We start from the raw sequence: 16956 nt of genomic DNA, 5'->3' as shown, positions 1-16956 counted from the left end.
GTGCCGAACCAGGTGACTCGCGCTATTGACTCGTGCGTAACAGGTTCGGCATCAAGTGTTTCTACCGTGGGCCGGTCAAGCCCGAGGAAAAGGAACTTCATTGAGCGGAAATACGGTGCGCCTGCGGGCCATCAACAATGTCGAGGCCTACGTGCCACCGGCCATCTGCTTCGACCCGACCGAGGCGCCCGGAGAGATCTTCGGCAGCAACGTCTTCACCAAGGCCGAGATGCAACTGCGGCTGCCGAAGTCGGTGTACAAGTCGGTCGTCGCGACCATCGAGAAGGGCGCCACGCTCGACCCGGCCGTCGCGGACTCGGTCGCCTCGGCGATGAAGGACTGGGCGTTGTCCAAGGGCGCCACGCACTATGCGCACGTGTTCTATCCGATGACGGGCCTGACCGCCGAGAAGCACGACAGCTTCCTGGAACCGGTCTCCGACGGACAGACGCTGGCCGAGTTCGCCGGCAAGACCCTGATCCAGGGTGAGCCCGATGCGTCGAGTTTCCCCTCCGGCGGTCTGCGCAGCACCTTCGAGGCACGTGGATACACCGGCTGGGACGTGACCAGCCCGGCCTACATCCTGGAGAACCCCAACGGCAACACGCTGTGCATCCCCACCGTCTTCGTGTCGATGACGGGGGAGGCGCTGGACTTCAAGACCCCGTTGCTGCGCAGCCAGCAGGCCATGGGCGCCCAGGCGGAGCGTATCCTGAAGCTGTTCGGGCACAAGGACTTCGACAATATCGTCTCGTTCTGTGGGCCCGAGCAGGAGTACTTCCTGATCGATCGGCACTTCTTCCTGGCCCGGCCCGACCTGGTGAACGCGGGCCGCACCCTGTTCGGCGCCAAGCCGCCCAAGGGGCAGGAGTTCGACGACCACTACTTCGGGTCGGTGCCCGAGCGCGTTCTCGGGTTCATGATGGACACCGAGCGTGAGTTGTTCAAGCTCGGCATCCCTGCCAAGACCCGGCACAACGAGGTCGCGCCCGGCCAGTTCGAGATCGCGCCGATGTTCGAGCGGGCGAACATCGCCGCCGACCATCAGCAGCTGTTGATGACGATCTTCCGCAATGTGGCCAAGAAGCACGGCATGGAATGCCTGTTCCATGAGAAGCCGTTCGCCGGGGTCAACGGTTCCGGTAAGCACGTCAACTTCTCGATGGGTAACGCGCAGTTCGGCAGCCTGCTGGTGCCCGGCGACACCCCGCATGAGAACGCGCAGTTCCTGGTCTTCTGCGCCGCGGTGATCCGCGCGGTGCACAAGTTCGGCGGGTTACTGCGGCTCTCGGTCGCCTCGGCGACCAACGATCACCGGCTCGGCGCCAATGAGGCCCCGCCCGCGATCATCTCGATCTTCCTCGGTGATCAGCTCGCCGACGTCTTCGAGCAGATCGCCAAGGGGGCAGCCACGTCCTCGAAGGGCAAGGGCACCATGATGATCGGCGTCGACACCCTGCCGCATCTGCCGACCGATCCGGGCGACCGCAACCGCACCAGCCCGTTCGCCTTCACCGGCAATCGGTTCGAGTTCCGCGCACCGGGTTCGGGGCAGACCATCAACGTCCCGATGATCATCCTGAACACCATCATGGCCGACTCGCTGGACTACATGGCCACCGAGTTGGAGAACGCGCTCGAGGCCGGCGTGGACTTCGATTCCGCGGTCCAGACCCTGCTGACCGACGTCATCACCGAGCATGGCGTGGTGGTGTTCAACGGGGACGGCTACTCGGAGAACTGGCAGGTCGAGGCCGCCGCGCGGGGTCTGCCGAACCTCAAGACCACCCTCGACGCGATCCCGGAGCTGGTGAAACCGGAAGCCATCGAGGTCTTCGAGAAGTACGGCGTGTTCAGTGAGCGCGAACTGCACAGCCGCTACGAGGTGCGGATGGAGCAGTACGCCCTCACCATCGCCGTCGAGGCCAAGCTGGCACTGGAGATCGGGTCGACGGTCATCCTGCCCGCCGCGATGCGCTACCAGACCGAACTGGCGCAGAACGTCTCCGCGCTCAAAGCGGCCGGCGTCGACGCGGATCTGACCCTGCTGCAGATGGTTTCGGCACCCATCAAGGAGCTGACCGAGGCGTTGGCGGCACTGAAGGACGGGCTGTCCCACCACGCCGTCGGTGCCACCGAGGAGGCGATGCACGCCAAGGAGGTGCTGCTGCCGGCGATGGATGCGGTCCGGGCCGCCGCGGACACGCTGGAGGGCGTGGTGGCCGACGATCTGTGGCCGCTGCCGACCTACCAGGAGATGCTCTACATCCTGTAGCCGCGCCGCCACGTCAACTGTCGCCGGGTGCGGGGGTCAGGCTCGTCCGAGCCTCTGGTGACCTCGGCCCCCGGGCCCGGCGGCCTCGACCCGAGCGGCGTATCAGCTTGCGAATGCTGCAGATGAGGCTCGGCGCAGCTTGCCGGAGGGTGTCTTGGGGATCACCCCCGGCCCGAGCACCACGACGTTGCGTGGCCGCATGTCGACCTCGGCGACGACCTCGTGTGCGACATCGTGCTTGATCCGGCGGACTGCGGCGGCATCGTCGAAGGCATTGGATTCGACCACGACGACGAATGATTCGCGCGAATCCCCGGCGTCCAGTCGCACCGCAACCGCGCATCCCGGACGGACACCCTGCACTCGACTCGCGGCACGCTCTATATCGGTGGGATAGATGTTGCGGCCCGCCATGATGATGACGTCCTTCACGCGGCCGCACACCACCAGACTGCCGGTCTCGGTGATGTATCCGAGATCGCCGGTGTCATACCAGCCTTGCTCGTCCTTGACTTCGACGAATCCGCCCTGAGTGAGGTAACCGTCGGTCACTGGACCGCCCCGGAGTTCGATCACGCCGACGCTGCGTGCGCCGAGTAGATCACCATTGTCGCCGATGATGCGGGCCTCGAGGCCGTCGAGTACGGGGCCGAGGCAGGCAAGCCGTGTCGTCTTGCTGCCTTTGCCCGCGGGAACTGCGATCCGCAAGGCGCCCAGGAGATCGCTGTCGATCTCGTCGACCACAAGCCCGCCACCACACTCCGAGAACGACACGGCAACTGTGGTTTCGGCCATTCCGTAGGCCGGCAACACCGCCTCGGGCCGCAGTCCGAACGGTTTGCCTGCCTCGATGAGTTCCTCGACGTCTGCCGGTTCCACATGCTCGGCGCCGGACAGCGCCCAGCGCAGCGTGGAGAGGTCGAAGTCGCCGGCTCTCGCTTGTCTGCGCAGCCGCTTTGCGAGCAGCGCATAGGCGAAGTTGGGCGCCGCCGTCATCGTGCCCCTGTACTTGTCGATGAGCTTGGGCCACAGCAGGATGTCGGTCAGAAAGTCCATCGGCGTGATCTTGACCAGTTCCGCCCCGAAATACATCGGCACCGTGAGGAATCCGGTCATGCCCATATCGTGAAACAGTGGCAGCCAACTCACGATCACATCGGTGTCGGTGTTGACCTCGGCGCCGGCGAACATCGCATCGGCGTTGGCGACGAGATTGTCGTGAGTGATCCGGACCGCCTTGGGCGAGCCGGTCGAACCGGATGTCAACTGCAGGAGTGCGACGTCGTCACCGGTGGTTCGGATGGGTTGGATGCCTTCTGCGGCAAGCAGTTCTGCCACCGTCAGCACCATGACGCCGTGTTCTTCCAACACGGGAGCGGCGGCCATGAACGGATCTGAGACGATGACCGCCTTTGCCGCGATCATGTCGACGACGTTGATGGTGTCGCTCGCCCACGACACCAGATCGGTCCGGGGTGTCGGTTGGTGCAGCATCGTGATGCTGGCGCCGCGCATCCACAGGGCCTGTGCGGTCGGGGCAATCTCCACCGGAGCGCCCGCCAGTACTCCGATCGCGTCGCCGTGTCCGATACCCGCCGCGGCCAGGCCGCCTGCCACCCGGCGCGCTCGTTCGTGCACCTCACGCCAGGTGTGGCGGATCGGATGATGGGGTTCGCCGGTCACCAGACCGTTGACGCTCGACTGAGCGTTCGCGTACATCGTTTCTGTAAAGCGGCTCACGACAATCCTCCGGATAAGGCGCAAATCCCGGGGTCCGGGGGATATGCGTATGCCAGCTGGTCAAAATGGTACTGCCCAGCCGCGCTTTCGAAGTCCTCGACGAGCGGAAAAGCGTGCGGAGTTTTCACGCGCGTCGAAATCGTGGATTCAGAGCACCGTCCGCGCGGACTCGGCGGCCATATCGCTCAAGGCCGCGAAACCGATCGAATCCCGCACGGCGAGCGGGTCGTCGGCGATCCGATCGGCGATGGGTACGGGGCTGGTCGCCGGGTTGTGCATCGGCGACACGTCGCCGGCACTGGTTCACGCGGTGGCGACGAGTCGAGGTGTGCGCATCAGACGGGTCACGGATCGCGCTGCTCGCGCTACATCCTGTACTTCGCGACGTATTCGGTCATGGTCTTCAGTTGGTAGCGGGATACCTCGTGCGCGCTCTCGTCCTCCGCGAATACCGAGGACACCATCACGGTGTCGTCCCGGTCGTAGAAGCCGAGTTCACCCAGGCCGCCGAAGAACTCATCCCAGTCGATGTCACCGTCGCCGATCTTGAGGTGCTGGTGCACCCGCACCGGATTGCCCGGCGGGTTGGTGATGTAGCGCAACCCGTGACTGCGGTGATGATCCATGGTGTCGGCGACGTGCACGAGCCGCAGCTTGTCCCCGGCGGCCCGCATGACCTCGGTCATTCTGCCGCCCATGTGGTAGCTGTGGCAGGCCACGTAGACCATGCCGATGTTGGGGGAGTTGACCCCGCGGATGATCCGCACCGCTTCCAGCCCGTCCTCGACGAAATCATCGGGGTGCGGGTCGATCCGGACATCGATGCCCTCGCGCTCGATGATCGGCAGCAGCTCCTCCATGGACCGGAAGAAGGCCCGCTCGGACTCCTCGGCCTTCTCCGGCCGACCGGAGAACTCGGTGTTGATGACGTTGACGCCGAGATCCACGGTGATCTGGATGACGCGCTTCCAGTAGCGCACCGCCGCCTCCCGGGCGTCCGGGTCCGGGCTGGACCAGCGCAGCACCGGCAGCACCGAGGCGATGCCGACACCCGCGGCCGCGCACGCCTTGCGGAACTTGGCCACCAGATCGTCATCGGCGCGGGGGTGGTTGTAGAACGGGATGAAGTCCCGGTGCGGTGTCAGCTGCAGGTACTCATACCCGAGTTCGGCCACCACCTTCGGAAGGTCGAGCAGAACGTGGTCGTGGTGGAACGGGGTGGGATCCAGGGCGATCTTCACCTCATGCTCCCTTGATGGAGGCGCGGTCGACCATCTCGACCTCGACGGGCAGACCGCTGTGCAGCGACTGGACCCCGGCCTCGCAGACCGCGGCGGCGGCATAGCCGTCCCACGCGGTCGGCCCATCTACAAAATTGGCGGCGGAGTTCCCGCCCGTCACACCGGCCGTTACCGCGTCCACCCAGCGCTGGACCTCGGTGTCGTAGGCCTGGCCGAACCGTTCCCGGAACCCCGGGGTGATCTGCCCGCCCCAGGTGCCCGGTGCGGATTTGCGGACCAGGTTCACGTCCAGACCGATCATGGCGCTGCCTTTTTCGCCGACCACCTCCGTGCGCACCTCGTAGGCGACGCCGGTCGTGACGAACAGTTCGACGTCCACATGCTTGCCGGAGGCGGTCCGCAGGATCGCGATCTGCGGATCGGCCAGACCCTCGGGCGCCGCCGGATTGGCGGCCGGCTTCACGATCTGGATCGAGGTGATCTCGTCGTCGAAGATGAACCGGGTGACGTCGACCTCGTGAACCAGGCTGTCGCGCACCACCATCGAGCTGTCGAAGCCGTGCGGGACGGCGGGATTGCGGTGTGCACAGTGCATCACCAGTGGTGTGCCCAGGTCGCCCGCCGCGATCGCGGCCTTGAGCGCGGCGTATTCATTGTCGAACCGGCGCATGAAGCCGACCTGGATGAGGCGCCTACCGAGTTCGGCCTCCCGCTTGACGATCTCCAGCGAGGTGGTGACGTCGGTGGTCAGCGGCTTCTCGCAGAGCACCGGCTTACCGTGCTCCAGACAGGCCAGCAACTGCTTCTCGTGCGTCGGGCCGGGGGTGGCCAGCACCACGGCGTCCACCTCCGGGTCGGCGATCGCATCCAGCGGATCACCGATCGCACGGCAGCCGTCGATGCCGGCGGCGATCTGCTCGGCCTTCTCGGCGACGAAGTCGTTGACCACGGCCACCCGGGCACCCTTGATCTTTCGATCGATCCGGGCCACATGGTCGGCGCCCATCAGGCCGACACCCAGCACGGCCACACGCAGTTCGGACATGAGTCGGTACTCCTACAGGTCTAGTCGAAACGAACGGAGGGGACGCCGCACGAGCCCAGATATGCCCGGGTGCGTTTGGCGATGGGCAGCGGTGCGTCGACTTCGCAGGGGTACATGTCCTGCTCCACGATGGCGAACACGTCGATGCCGAGCTTCTCGATTTCGGCGAGCAGCGGCGGCATCTCCGGAATGCCCAGCGGCGGTTCGGTCATGGCGCCGAGCCTGACGGCCTCACCGAACGGCAGGTCCTCGGCCTCCACCTTGGCGCGCACCTCCGGATTCACCTGCTTGAGGTGCAGGTAGCCGATCCGCTCCGGGGCGCGGCGGATGATGGCGATGTTGTCGCCGCCGCAATAGCTGATGTGCCCGGTGTCCAGACACAGGTTGACGAACTCGCCGTCGGTGCCGTCGAGGAAGCGGTAGACGTTCTCCTCGGTGTCGATGTGGCTGTCGGCGTGCGGATGGTATTGCGCACGCACACCGTACTTCTCGAACATGGCCTTACCCAGTTCGTTCATGCCCTGGGTCTTCTTGCGCCACTGCTCGGGGGTCAGATGGCGATCCTCGAGTACCGCGCCGGTGGCCGGGTCGCGCCACATCTCCGGGATGACGACGACGTGCTCACCGCCGACCGCGGCGGTGAGCTTGGCGACGTCCTCGATCTGGGACCACACGGCGTCCCACGAGTGATCCTGGTGCAGGTGCTCGAACACCGTGCCGGCCGACAGTTGCAGGTTGCGCTCGGCCAGCTCGTCGGCGAGCTGTTTCGGGTCGGTGGGCAGGTAGCCGAACGGGCCCAGTTCGATCCACTCGTAACCGGATTCGGCGACCTCGTCCAGGAACCGGGTGTACGGGGTCTGCTGCGGATCGTCGGGGAACCAGACGCCCCAGGAGTCGGGTGCGGATCCCACGCGGATTGACGACATGTGGTGCTTCCTTCTGGCTGGCGGTCTGAGGGGTCAGCGGTCTGAGGGGCCTTGATCTGAAGGGCGGACCAGAGGACGTTGCACTTTCTTCCACTCCGAATAGCGTTGGTAGGCCTGCTGGGTGGACTCCAGGGTCGATACCTCGGACACCGGGACGTCCCACCAGGAGAAGCTGTCCGGGGCGTAGATCCGCGGGTCGGTCTCCACGTAGATGACCGTGGTGACCTCGGCGGCCTTGGCCACCTTGACCGCATCGGCGAACTCGGCGGCGGTGGCGACCTTGATGACGTCGGCGCCCAGGCTCGCGGCGTTGGCGGCCAGATCGACCGGCAGTTTGTCCCCGTCGAGGCGTCCCGCGGCGCTGCGGTAGCGGTATTCGGTGCCGAACCGCTGCGAGCCGAGCGACTCGGAAAGTCCACCGATGGAGGCGAATCCGTGGTTCTGCACCAGCACCGGGATGACCTTGACGCCCTCCTGCACGGCCGTCGCGATCTCGGTGGCCATCATCAGGTATGAGCCGTCGCCGACCATGATGAACACATCGCGGTCCGGTGCGGCCATCCGCACCCCGATACCGCCGGCGATCTCGTAGCCCATGCAGGAGAACCCGTACTCGACGTGGTAGCCCTTGCGGTCCCGGGTACGCCACAGCTTGTGCAGATCACCGGGCATCGAACCGGCCGCGCACACCACCACGTCGCGTGGGTCGGACAGCGTGTTCACCAGGCCGATCACCTGGTTCTGGTTCAGCTGCGCATCATCGGAGGTGGCGTAGACCGCGCTGACGGTGTCCTCCCACTCGGCGGCCAGTTCGGTCACCCGGGCGCGGTATTCGGCACTGACGGTGTAACCGTCCAGTGCCGGGGCCAGGGCCTCCAGGGCTTCGCGGGCATCGGAGACCACGCTGATCCCACCCTGCTTGACCGAATCCAACGAGGCCACGTTGATGTTGACGAACCGCACCGCGGGGTTGTTGAACGCGGTCCGCGAGGCCGAGGTGAAATCGCTGTAGCGGGTGCCGATTCCGATGATGACATCGGCCTCGGCGGCCAGCGCGTTGGCCGCGGTGGTGCCGGTGGAGCCGATCGCGCCGACGCTCTGCGGGTGGTCGTAGCGCAGCGACCCCTTGCCGGCCTGGCTCTCGGCGACCGGAATCCCGGTCTGGGAGGCCAGCGCCGCCAGGGCATCTTCGGCGAACGAGTAGTGCAGGCCACCGCCGGCGATGATCAGCGGCTTGGTGGCCGAGGCGATGACCTCGGCGGCGCGCGCGATCACCGACCGCTCGGGCAGCGGGCGGGCGATGTGCCAGGTGCGCTCGGCGAACAGCGACTCCGGCCAGTCGTGCGCCTCGGCCTGGACGTCCTGCGGGATCGACACCGTCGCCGCTCCCGTCTCGACGGGGTCGGTGAGCACCCGCATCGCGCCCAGCAGCGCGGCGGGCAACTGCTCGGGGCGCCACACCCGGTCGAAGTACCGGGACAGCGGTTTGAAGGCGTCGTTGACGGTGACATCGCCGGAGGACGGCAGCTCGAGTTCCTGCAGCACCGGGGAACTGACCCGGGTGGCGAAGGTGTCGGCGGGCAACAGCAGCACCGGCAGCCGGTTGATGGTGGCGAGCGCGGCGCCGGTCAGCATGTTGGTCGAGCCGGGGCCCACGCTCGCGGTCACGGCCCAGGCCTGCAGCCGGTCCTTCTGCCGGGCGTAGGCGACCGCACTGTGCACCATGGCCTGCTCGTTGCGGCCCAGCACGTACTTCAGCCCGGGTTCCCGGCCCGCTTCCGCAGCCTCGATCTCGTCCTGCAGCAGGGCCTGGCCCAGGCCCGCCACATTGCCGTGACCGAAGATGCCCAAGCAGCCCGCGAAGAACCTGGTGCGCTCACCGTCGTGTTCGACGTACTGGTTGGCCAGGAACCGAATAATGGCCTGCGCGACGGTGAGTCGCACGGTCGACTCGGTCTCGGCCAGCTTCTCGGTCGACTTCGGCGCGGTGGAAACCACGGTCAGACTCCTCGGGTCTTGCGCATCGGCAGGCGCGGATCGATTTCCTGGTGCTCCCAGCTGTCGCGCAGCCAGGTGTGGTCGGGGTTGTCGCAGATCAGCCACGCGCGGTTCGGGCCGGACCCGGCCATCACGTTGAGGTAGTACATGTGGTGGCCGGGCGCGGCGATCGACGGACCGTGGTAGCCGTGGGGCACCAGCACGACGTCGCCGGAGCGCACCTCCTCGAGCACCTCGATGGGGCGATCCGGGGTGCCGAACACCCGGTGGTAACCGAAACCCGGTGTCCCGGATGGGCTGTCGTCGATCTCGAAGTAGTAGATCTCTTCCAGCTGGGTTTCGGACCCGGTGTCCTCATCGTGCTTGTGCGCGGGGTAGCTCGACCAGTTGCCGCCCGGGGTGATGACCTCGCAGGCGATCAACGAGTCGGCCTCGAACGTGGTGGCGGTGCCGAAATTGTGTACCTGTCGACTGCAGTTGCCGGCACCGCGCAGTTCGACGGGCACGTCGGCGGCGGCGACCCGGCGGTTCGGGAACGCCCGGGTGGCGCGCGCACCGCAGATCGCGACGCGGCCGTGTCCGGCCAGCGTGTAGGTCTGGTCGATACCGACGTACACCATGTCCGCGGGGCCGTCGAAAACCGAGGCGCGCGGGGACAGTTCGAAGGTCTGGCCGTCGCAGCCGACGGTGCCGGCACCGGCCAGCGGCAGGATCATCACTTCACTGTCACCGGTGCTGCGGGTGACCGAACCCGCGTCGAGATCCAGCACGTGCAGGCTGGACTCGGCCCAGCCGGCCGACTCCGGGGTGACATCGACGGTGTAGGGCGCGGTCGCGGTGCCGGCCGGGATGTACCACTTGGACTTCATCAGCGCACCAGCTTCACGGCGGTCGAGACGGCGCCGGCGACGTCGTCGTCGGTTGGGTAGAGCAGGGTGCGACCGACGATCAGACCCTTGACGGCGGGCAGTGCCAGGGCCTTCTCCCAGCTGGCGAACGCCTCGTCGGGGTCGGTGGGGTCACCGCCCAACAGCAGTGTGGGCAGCGTGGTCGCCTCCATCACCCTGTCCATTTCGGGCACGACCGGCAGCTTCATCCAGGTGTAGGCCGACGTGGAGCCCAGCCCCTGGCTGATGTGCACGGACTTGATGACGGCGTCGGGGGAGAGGTCGTTGCGGACCTTGCCGTCCACGCGGCTGGACATGAACGGCTCCAGCATGGCGATCAGCCCGTGGGCGGCCAGCTCGTCGACCGCCTGTGCGCACGCGGCGAGGGTGGACACCGTGCCGGGATCATCAAGATCGATGCGGCACAGCATCTTCCCGCCGTTCATGTTGGCAGCCGCCGTCGATGCCGCGGTCGCACCGGTCATCCGGTCGTCCAGCTCGAACGAGGAGCCGGCCAGCCCGCCCCGGTTGAAGGAGGAGAACACCACCTTGTCCTCGAGCGCACCCAGCAGAACGAGGTCATCGAGGATGTCGGCGGTGGCCAGTACCCCGTCCACGCCCGGGTCGGCGAGGGCGGCACGCAGCCGGTCCAGCAGGTCGATGCGGTTGTTCATGGCCGTCGGACGTGACCCGACGGCGAGCGCTCCGCGGGCCGGGTGATCGGCGGCCACGATCATCAGCCGGCCGTCACCGCGCACGGTCGGGCGGGTGGCGCGGTCCCGCCAGGCCTTGGCGACGGCGGCCGGGTCGGATGCCCGTACCTCGGTGATGTCGGCGTATGTTGCCGGGGCGACGTGGGAAGAGGTCGGTTCAGACATTGACGGCCTCCACAGCGGTCTGTTCGGCGAGATCGGCCACCTCGGCGGCGGTCGGCATCGCGGTCGAGCATTCGAGGCGGGAGGCGACGATGGCCCCCGCGGCGTTGGCGTAACGCAGGGTCTTCTCCAGCGGCCAGCCGTGCAGCAGGCCGTGGATCAGGCTGCCGCCGAAGGCATCCCCGGCGCCGAGCCCGTTGACGACGTCCACCTCGTTGGGTGGCACCGTCACCGAGCTGTGCTTGGTCTTGCCGAGCACGCCGCGCGGGCCCTGCTTCACGATGGCCAGTTCGACCCCGAGATCGAGCAGTGCGTCGGCGGCCCTGTGCGGGCTGGTCTCCCCGACCGCGATCTCACATTCCTCGCGGTTGCCGACCGCGACGGTGACGTGTTGCAGTGCGTGCTGTACCTGCTCGGTGGCCGCGGCCGGGGTATCCCAGAACATCGAGCGGTAGTCGAGGTCGAGAACCGTCAGCGGACCGCGCGCACGCGCCTGGAGTGCGGCGAAATGTGCACTGCGGCTGGGTTCTTCGGACAGTCCGGTGACCGTGGCCCAGAACAGCCGGGCGTTGGCGATGGCGTCGGTGTCGATCTCGTCGGCGCTGATCTGCAGATCGGGTGCCGAAGGCTTGCGGTAGAAGTACAGCGGGAAGTCATCGGGCGGGAAGATCTCGCAGAAGGTGACCGGCGTCGGGTATTCACCGTGGGTGCGCACGAAGCGGTTGTCGACGCCGAGGCGGGCGAGTTCGTTGCGGACGAAGCGCCCGAAGGGATCGTCGCCGGCGCCGGAGATCAGTGCGGTCCGGTTGCCCAGACGGGCCGCCGCGACGGCGACGTTGGCGGCACTGCCGCCGAGGAACTTGCCGAAGGACTCGACCTCTTCCAGCCCGACACCGGTCTGCAGGGGGTAGACGTCCACGCCGCTGCGACCGATGGCGATGACGTCGAACGGGTCCGTGCTGGACGGCCTTTCAATAGACACTGTGGCTCCCGAAGATCGTGGGCGGGCTCTACTTCTATGACTGTGCCTTGGGTCACTCACTCATGTCAATAGTTTGTCCTGACATTCTAACTTGCAGTCATGGTGCTATGGTTTGGCTGATCTGTCTGATCAGTTGCCCCCAGATCGGAGTGGACGTGCCTTTAGCTGTTGAGCTCGACAGGTCCAGCCCTGTTCCCCTCTACTACCAACTCGCCCAGGCCATCGAAGCTGCGATCCGCAACGGCGAGCTGGCCCCCGGCGACCGGTTCGAGAACGAACTGGCGCTCGCGGGCAGGCTCGCCCTGTCGCGGCCCACCACCCGGCGCGCGATCCAGGAACTCGTCGACAAGGGTCTGCTGGTGCGCAAGCGCGGCGTCGGTACCCAGGTCGTGCAGAATCCCGTGCACCGCCGGGTCGAGCTCACCAGCCTGTTCGACGACCTCGCCAAGTCCGGGCAGGACCCGACGACCCAGCTGCTCGAGTACCGGTGCGGCATCGCCGACGAGGAGATCGCCGCCGAGCTCAACCTCGGCAAGGACCACGAGATCGTCACCATTGCGCGGCTGCGGTGCGCCAACGGCGAACCGCTCGCGGTGATGACGAACTATCTGCCCGTCGAGATCGCGCCGGACGCCGATGAGCTCGAAGCCAGCGGCCTCTACCAGGCGCTGCGCGGTCGGGGTGTGCACATCCGGCTGGCCCGGCAGCGCATCGGCGCCAAACCGGCCAACCGTACCGAGGCCCGGCTGCTCGGTGAGAAGGCCGGCGCGCCCCTGCTGACCATGAGCCGGACGGCATTCGACGACTCCGGCCGGGCGGTCGAGTTCGGTAGTCACTGTTATCGCGCATCGCGGTACTACTTCGAGACGACGCTCGTCGATCGCTAGCGCCGCGCTGAACCTCTCAGGAAAACGCCGCGCGGAAGGCCTGCAGGGCCGCAGAACTGTCGCCCGCCGCGAATGCCTCCAGGCCGACGGTCCCGGAATATCCGATGTCGCGCAACGCCCGTGCGACGGCGGGGTAGTGGATCTCGCCGGTGCCCGGCTCGCAGCGCCCGGGCACATCGGCGACCTGGATCTCGCCGATCGCCGGCCCACAGCGGCGCACGAGGTCGACGAGATTCCCCTCGCCGATCTGGGCGTGGTACAGGTCCAGCATCATCTTCACGTTCGGGTGCCCGACCCCCTCGACGAGGGCGAGGGTGTCCTTCGCGCGCGCCAACGGCACGCCCGGATGGTCGACGACGGTGTTGAGGTTCTCGACGCAGAAGGTCACCCCGGCCGCCGCCCCGAGCGCGCCGATACGTTCCAGCGTGCGCAGCGCCGTCGTCCACATCTGTCCGGTGGCACGGTGTCGCGGCCGGGCCGCGTGGCCGTCGACCAGTTCGGCGGTGTGCAGGTTGAGCCGCGGAACTCCCAGCGTGTCAGCTGCTTTGATGCTCAGTTCGGCGGTCCGCACCACTTCGTCGGCGGTGTCCGGATCGATCAGATCTCCGTGCAGGTACCCGGTCATCGAGGAGAACCGCGCGCCGGTCGCGGCCAGCGCGTCGAGATCCTTGTCGTGCCAGCTCCAGATCTCGACATCGAAACCCAGTTCGTGGATGCGCTTTACCCGGTCGGCGATCGGCAGCTTGGTGAACACCATCTCCGCGCAGACGGCCAGCCTCATGCCGGCACCCCGTTCCGCACGAGGGGAGCCGTGTTCTCGGTCGATCTCCGGGCGGCCGAAGGGCAGGGGTGAGGACATGGGAGCTCCGATCCGGCGGTTCGTTCTGGCGACGGTGACCAGGTTGAGCGAGTTGCGCCCCCGGTGCGGCGGTGCGCGGCCTGGGACAACGCACTCTAGCAAATGACTTGCAGTCCTAATGTCAGGACAAAGTATTGACTTTCTGGTGTGAGCCGTATTACATCAATAATGCAGGCGTAGCGTCCGGCTTCGGCCCCAGGCCCGTCCGGCGACACGGCGATCTGACACGAGGAGAGACAGCGATGAGCGCTCGCGCGAAGAGCAAAGCACACAAGCCGTTGAAGCGATTTGCAGTTTTTGCCGGAGCGAGCGTGTTGGCGTTGGGCATGGCGGCGTGTTCGTCCACCGGCGGCAGGCCGGACAGTGCCGGAGAAGGCGGTGGCGGCGGCACCGTGGACACCCCGCGCATGACGGTCGCGATGATCACCCATGAGGTGCCCGGCGACTCGTTCTGGGACCTCATCCGCAAGGGCGCCGAGACGGCGGCCAAGAAGGACAACATCGAGCTGCGTTACTCCAACGATCCCGAGGCGCCGAATCAGGCAAACCTGGTGCAGGCCGCCATCGACAGCGGCGTCGACGGCATCGCCGTCACGCTGGCCAAGCCCGAGGCGTTGGCGCCGGCGATCAAGGCGGCTCTGGACAAGGGCATCCCGGTGGTCGCCTTCAACTCCGGCTTCGACAACTTCAAGTCCATGGGCGTCCAGCAGTACTTCGGCCAGGACGAGAGGCTCGCGGGCATCGCGGCCGGTGAGCGGCTCACCGCCGACGGCGCCCAGAAGGTGGTCTGCATCATCCAGGAACAGGGACAGGTGTCACTCGAATCCCGTTGTGCAGGCGTCAAGGAAGGCTTCGGCGGGCAGACCGAGATCCTCAACGTCAACAGCAAGGACATGCCGTCGGTGGAGGCGACCATCACCGCCAAGCTGCAGCAGGACCCCACGGTCGACACCCTCGTCGCGCTCGGCGCGCCGATTGCGCTGACCGCGGTGCAGTCGAAGAGCAACGCCGGTAGCAACGTGAACATCACCACGTTCGACACCAACGCCGCGCTGGTGGACGCCATCCAGAACGGTGACGTGCAGTGGGCCGTCGACCAGCAGCCCTTCCTGCAGGGCTACCTGGCCATCGACTCGCTGTGGCTGTACCTGAACAACAAGAACCTGATCGGTGGCGGTCAGGCGACGCTTACCGGCCCGTCGTTCATCGACAAGTCCAACATCGACGCCGTGGCCGAACTGGCCAAGGGCGGAACTCGCTAGAAGCCAGGAGCAGAACATGACCACCCAGGAAGCGCTGGACGTCGCCGAACACAAGGTGGTTCGCGACGAACGCGTCAAGGAACGAAATCGTCTACAGCGTCTGTTGATCCGGCCCGAGATGGGCGCCGGTATCGGTGCGATCGGGATCTTCATCGCATTCCTGGTCGTGGCGCCCCCGTTCCGGGAGGCCTCCTCGCTGGCGACCGTGCTCTACGCCAGCAGCACCATCGGCATCATGGCCTGCGGTGTCGCGGTACTGATGATCGGCGGAGAGTTCGACCTGTCGGCGGGCGTGGCGGTGACGTTCAGTTCACTGGCGGCCTCGATGCTCGCCTACAACCTGCACCTCAACCTGTGGGTCGGCGCGGCGCTGGCTCTGGTGCTCGCGCTGGCGGTGGGCTTCTTCAACGGGTTCCTGGTGATGAAGACCAAGATCCCCAGCTTCCTGATCACACTCAGCACGTTCTTCATGCTTGCCGGCATCAACCTGGCCGTCACGAAACTCGTTGCCGGACAGGTTGCCACCCAGAGTGTGAGCGATATGGCCGGCTGGGATTCGGCGCAGAAGGTGTTCTCCTCGACCTTCGTCGTGTTCGGTGTCGGCATCCGCGTCACCGTGATCTGGTGGCTGGTGTTCACCGCCGTGGCGACCTGGGTGCTGTTCAAGACCAAGATCGGCAACTGGATCTTCGCCGTCGGCGGCGATGCCGAAAGTGCCCGTGCCATCGGTATTCCGGTGACCAAGGTCAAGATCGGCCTGTTCATGTTCGTCGGCTTCTGCGCTTGGTTCGTCGGCATGCACCTGCTGTTCGCGTTCAACACCGTGCAGTCCGGGCAGGGCATCGGCAACGAGTTCTTCTACATCATCGCCGCGGTGATCGGCGGCTGTCTGCTCACCGGCGGCTACGGCACCGCGATCGGCGCCGCGATCGGTGCGTTCATCTTCGGGATGACCAATCAGGGCATCGTCTACGCGGGTTGGAACCCGGACTGGTTCAAGTTCTTCCTGGGCGGCATGCTGCTCTTCGCGGTGATCGCCAACAACGCCTTCCGTAACTACGCAGCGAAGAAGTGATCCGATGACCGCTACAGTGCAAACCCAGAGCAACGAAGCATCGGCCGGCGGGCAGACGCCGCTGGTCGAGCTGCGCAACGTCGGCAAGTCCTACGGCCACATCCACGCGCTGAAGGACATCAGCCTGCGGGTGCACGCCGGCCAGGTGACCGGAATCCTCGGCGACAACGGCGCCGGTAAGTCCACCTTGATCAAGATCATCGCCGGACTGCACCAGCAGACCGAGGGCGAACTGCTGGTCGACGGTGAGCCGACCAAGTTCTCCTCGCCGGCGGACGCACTGGGCAAGGGCATCGCGACCGTCTATCAGAACCTCGCGGTGGTGCCGCTGATGCCGGTGTGGCGCAACTTCTTCCTCGGCCAGGAGGTACGTAAGAAGTCGTTCCCGTATTCGTTGGACGCCAACGCCATGCGGGCGACCACGTTGGCCGAACTGGCCAAGATGGGCATCGAACTACCCGATGTGGACGCGCCGATCGGATCACTGTCCGGTGGTCAGCGCCAGTGTGTCGCGATCGCGCGGGCGGTGTTCTTCGGTGCGCGGGTGCTCATCCTCGATGAGCCGACCGCCGCGCTCGGGGTGAAGCAGTCCGGTGTGGTGCTGAAGTACATCACCGCCGCCAAGGAGGCCGGTTTCGGGGTCGTGTTCATCACGCACAACCCGCACCATGCACACATGGTCGGCGATCATTTCGTGCTGCTGAACCGCGGTCGGCAGAAGCTGGACTGCACCTATGACGAGATCTCGCTGGAGCATCTGACCCAGCAGATGGCCGGTGGCGACGAGCTGGAGGCACTGTCCCATGAGCTCGGGCGTAAGTAGTTCCTGACGATTTCGGCGCGGTGACGTTCGCTTGTCGAACGCAATCGCGCCGAAATCGTGTTGCCGGTAACAACGCCGTGT

At 66.3% G+C, this 16956-nt stretch carries 15 protein-coding genes; 5 read left to right on the top strand and 10 right to left on the bottom strand.

Going from position 1 to position 16956, the window contains the following annotated elements:
- The first annotated feature begins 100 nt into the window (after positions 1-100).
- Positions 101-2275: a glutamine synthetase III family protein gene (locus K0O62_RS19640; protein ID WP_073853490.1), complete on the top strand. Its 2175-nt coding sequence runs from the start codon at positions 101-103 to the stop codon at positions 2273-2275.
- Positions 2276-2377: 102 nt separating this feature from the next.
- Here the strand turns inward: K0O62_RS19640 and K0O62_RS19635 are convergent, their stop codons facing one another.
- From K0O62_RS19635 to iolC, 9 genes are all read right to left on the bottom strand, one after another.
- Positions 2378-4015 (bottom strand): fatty acyl-AMP ligase, encoded by a 1638-nt coding sequence (locus K0O62_RS19635; protein ID WP_073853492.1) that lies wholly within the window; start codon positions 4013-4015, stop codon positions 2378-2380.
- 147 nt (positions 4016-4162) lie between these two features.
- Entirely contained in the window at positions 4163-4294 is a 132-nt protein-coding gene (locus K0O62_RS28910) for a hypothetical protein (RefSeq protein ID WP_264002158.1), read from the bottom strand.
- A gap of 86 nt (positions 4295-4380) precedes the next feature.
- Positions 4381-5256, bottom strand: a complete 876-nt coding sequence (locus tag K0O62_RS19630; RefSeq protein WP_073853494.1) for a sugar phosphate isomerase/epimerase family protein — start codon at positions 5254-5256, stop codon at positions 4381-4383.
- A gap of 1 nt (position 5257) precedes the next feature.
- Positions 5258-6301 carry a Gfo/Idh/MocA family protein gene (locus tag K0O62_RS19625; RefSeq protein ID WP_073853496.1) on the bottom strand — a complete coding sequence of 348 codons (1044 nt, stop codon included), beginning with the start codon at positions 6299-6301 and terminating at the stop codon, positions 5258-5260.
- Between the two features lie 20 nt (positions 6302-6321).
- Positions 6322-7227, bottom strand: a complete 906-nt coding sequence (locus K0O62_RS19620) for a sugar phosphate isomerase/epimerase family protein (protein ID WP_073853498.1) — start codon at positions 7225-7227, stop codon at positions 6322-6324.
- A gap of 33 nt (positions 7228-7260) precedes the next feature.
- A complete protein-coding gene (gene iolD / locus K0O62_RS19615; protein ID WP_073853500.1) occupies positions 7261-9225 on the bottom strand; it encodes a 3D-(3,5/4)-trihydroxycyclohexane-1,2-dione acylhydrolase (decyclizing) in 1965 nt (654 codons plus the stop codon).
- Positions 9226-9227: 2 nt separating this feature from the next.
- Positions 9228-10094, bottom strand: a complete 867-nt coding sequence (gene iolB / locus K0O62_RS19610) for a 5-deoxy-glucuronate isomerase (protein ID WP_073853502.1) — start codon at positions 10092-10094, stop codon at positions 9228-9230.
- Positions 10094-10990, bottom strand: coding sequence for a Cgl0159 family (beta/alpha)8-fold protein (locus tag K0O62_RS19605; RefSeq protein ID WP_073853504.1), 897 nt, complete (start codon positions 10988-10990; stop codon positions 10094-10096). The genes iolB and K0O62_RS19605 overlap by 1 nt, the downstream gene beginning before the upstream one ends.
- Complete coding sequence (gene iolC / locus K0O62_RS19600; RefSeq protein WP_234799940.1) at positions 10983-11969, bottom strand: 5-dehydro-2-deoxygluconokinase; 987 nt, start codon at positions 11967-11969, stop codon at positions 10983-10985. The genes K0O62_RS19605 and iolC overlap by 8 nt, the downstream gene beginning before the upstream one ends.
- 107 nt (positions 11970-12076) lie before the next feature.
- On the opposite strand from iolC, the gene K0O62_RS19595 reads away from it, so the two are divergent.
- Positions 12077-12856, top strand: a complete 780-nt coding sequence (locus tag K0O62_RS19595) for a GntR family transcriptional regulator (protein ID WP_272939029.1) — start codon at positions 12077-12079, stop codon at positions 12854-12856.
- A gap of 16 nt (positions 12857-12872) precedes the next feature.
- Here K0O62_RS19595 and K0O62_RS19590 read toward each other — a convergent pair whose 3' ends face one another.
- Complete coding sequence (locus K0O62_RS19590; RefSeq protein ID WP_073854335.1) at positions 12873-13637, bottom strand: TIM barrel protein; 765 nt, start codon at positions 13635-13637, stop codon at positions 12873-12875.
- A gap of 320 nt (positions 13638-13957) precedes the next feature.
- Between K0O62_RS19590 and K0O62_RS19585 the strand changes: the two genes are divergently transcribed.
- The 3 genes from K0O62_RS19585 to K0O62_RS19575 are packed head-to-tail and all read left to right on the top strand — an operon-like array spanning position 13958 to position 16875.
- Entirely contained in the window at positions 13958-14977 is a 1020-nt protein-coding gene (locus tag K0O62_RS19585) for a substrate-binding domain-containing protein (protein WP_073853506.1), read from the top strand.
- A gap of 16 nt (positions 14978-14993) precedes the next feature.
- Positions 14994-16052 carry an ABC transporter permease gene (locus tag K0O62_RS19580; protein WP_073853508.1) on the top strand — a complete coding sequence of 353 codons (1059 nt, stop codon included), beginning with the start codon at positions 14994-14996 and terminating at the stop codon, positions 16050-16052.
- A 4-nt stretch (positions 16053-16056) separates the two neighbouring features.
- On the top strand, positions 16057-16875 hold the full coding sequence (locus K0O62_RS19575) for an ATP-binding cassette domain-containing protein (protein ID WP_073853510.1): 819 nt from the start codon (positions 16057-16059) through the stop codon (positions 16873-16875).
- Positions 16876-16956 lie beyond the last annotated feature (81 nt).

Source organism: Mycolicibacterium diernhoferi, from assembly GCF_019456655.1.
GTDB lineage: Bacteria > Actinomycetota > Actinomycetes > Mycobacteriales > Mycobacteriaceae > Mycobacterium > Mycobacterium diernhoferi.
Note: the sequence above shows the minus strand (reverse complement) of the source record. Positions and strands in the feature narration are given on the sequence as shown.